Origin of the sequence: Polaromonas sp., from assembly GCF_041689105.1 — a bacterium.
GTDB lineage: Bacteria > Pseudomonadota > Gammaproteobacteria > Burkholderiales > Burkholderiaceae_C > Polaromonas.
Map to the genome: position 1 here is coordinate 1 of NZ_JBDNGU010000125.1, position 2,121 is coordinate 2,121.

Annotated in this window: 1 protein-coding gene; it reads left to right on the plus strand. The window is 60.1% G+C overall.

Going from position 1 to position 2,121, the window contains the following annotated elements; genetic code table 11:
• Nucleotides 1-2,059, plus strand: a 2,059-nt coding sequence (locus tag ACESMT_RS13720) for a class I SAM-dependent DNA methyltransferase (RefSeq protein ID WP_372827158.1), incomplete at its 5' end; no start/stop codon positions are given.
• Nucleotides 2,060-2,121 lie beyond the last annotated feature (62 nt).

Sequence of the window (2,121 nt, forward strand, 5' to 3'; positions counted from 1 at the left end):
CATGGCCGACTTCAGCGCCGCCATGCGTGAGGCGCTGCTCGATGCCTGCGCGCTCGACTGGTCGGCCATCAGCCCGGCCATTTTCGGCAGCCTGTTCCAGAGCATCATGGACGACAAGGCGCGGCGCAATCTGGGCGCGCACTACACCAGCGAGGAAAACATCCTCAAGCTCATCAAGCCGCTGTTTCTGGATGAGCTGTGGACTGAGTTTCACAAGGTCAAAAGCAACAAAAACCGGCTGTTTGAATTTCACAAGAAGCTGCGGCTGCTGACGTTTTTTGACCCGGCCTGCGGCTGCGGAAATTTTCTGGTCATCAGCTACCGCGAGCTGCGCCTGCTGGAGCTGGAAGTGCTGCGCGCCAGCAACAGCGCCGGCCAGCAGAGCGTGGATGTGCACCAGCTTATCGGCATCAACGTCGATCAGTTTTACGGCATTGAGATCGAAGAGTTTCCGGCTCAGATTGCGCAAGTGGCGCTGTGGCTGATGGACCACCAGATGAACCTGCGCGTGAGCGAGGAGTTTGGCCTGTACTTCGCCCGCATCCCACTGCGCACCACGCCGCATGTGGTGCATGGGAATGCGCTGCGGCTGGACTGGAACGAGGTGCTACCGGCCGAGCGGTGCAGCTTTGTGTTGGGGAATCCGCCATTTGTCGGTGCCAAGTTCATGGCCGATGCGCAGCGCGAAGACACCCGCGCCGTGTTTGCGGGCATCGACAACGCCGGTCTGCTGGACTTTGTGGCCGCGTGGTACGTCAAGGCGGCGCGCTATCTGGCCAGCGGTTTACTCGCTCCCCCATTGGGAGGGGGCTGGGGTGAGGGCGAGCCCCGGCAACCCCGCTGCGCCTTTGTATCGACCAACAGCATCACCCAGGGTGAACAGGTCGGCGTGCTCTGGGGCTGGCTTCTCGCGCAGGGCGTCCACATTCATTTTGCCCACCGCACGTTCAGCTGGAACAACGAGGCACGGGGCAAGGCCGCTGTGCATTGCGTGATCATTGGTTTTGGGCTGCAAGACCGGCCTGGCAAGATCATTTACGAATACGACGACATCCGGGGTGAACCGCACGCCGTGCCAGCGGCGAATATCAACCCGTACTTGGTGGACGCGCTCGACGTGGTGTTGCCGCGCCGGTCATCGCCGATTTGCGCTGCGCCCGAAATCGGCATTGGCAACAAACCCATCGACGACGGCAATTACCTGTTCACCACAGCAGAAAGGGACGCCTTCATCGCTAGGGAGCCCGCCAGCGAGAAGTGGTTTCGCCGCTGGTTGGGCGCTGACGAGTTCCTAAACGGCTACGAGCGCTGGTGTTTATGGCTGGGTGACTGCCCACCCGCTGAGCTCCGCGCCATGCCGGAAGCGATGAAGCGGGTTCAGGCCGTCAAGGCGTCACGTCTTGCGAGCAAAAGCGTCCCTACGCAAAAGCTAGCCGCCACACCGACACGGTTTCATGTGGAAAACATGCCTTCAGCGACTTATCTGGTGCTACCGGAAGTCTCGTCTGAGCGCAGACAGTTCATTCCATTCGGCTTTGAGGAACCGTCCACGCTGTGCAGCAATCTGGTGAAGGTGGCCCCACACGCCAAGCTGTACGACTTCGGCATTCTCTCCAGCACCATGCACAACGCCTGGGTGCGCACCACCTGCGGTCGTCTGAAAAGCGACTACCGCTACTCCAAAGATATTGTCTACAACAACTTCCCCTGGCCAGACCTGCCCTCACCCCAACCCTCTCCCGCAAGCGGGAGAGGGAGAGGGAGTACAGACATGCGTGCCGCTATCGAGGCCGCCGCACAAGCCGTGCTCGACACCCGCGCCCAGTTCCCGGGTGCATCGCTGGCCGACCTGTACGACCCGCTCACCATGCCGCCCGCCCTCGTCAAAGCCCACCAAAAGTTAGATGCCGCCGTGGACGCCGCTTATGCACTGGGTGGCGGCAAGAAGACGTGGAAAAACGACGCCGAGCGCGTAGCGTTTTTGTTTGAGCTGTACCAGCGCACCACCAGCCTGCTGCCCGCCACAGCGGCAAAGCCAAAACGAAAATCTAAAACGTAATTTGAAATTGGGAGAGAAAATCAATGGCAAAGTTTTTGAATACCAGCGCTACCAACTATTTC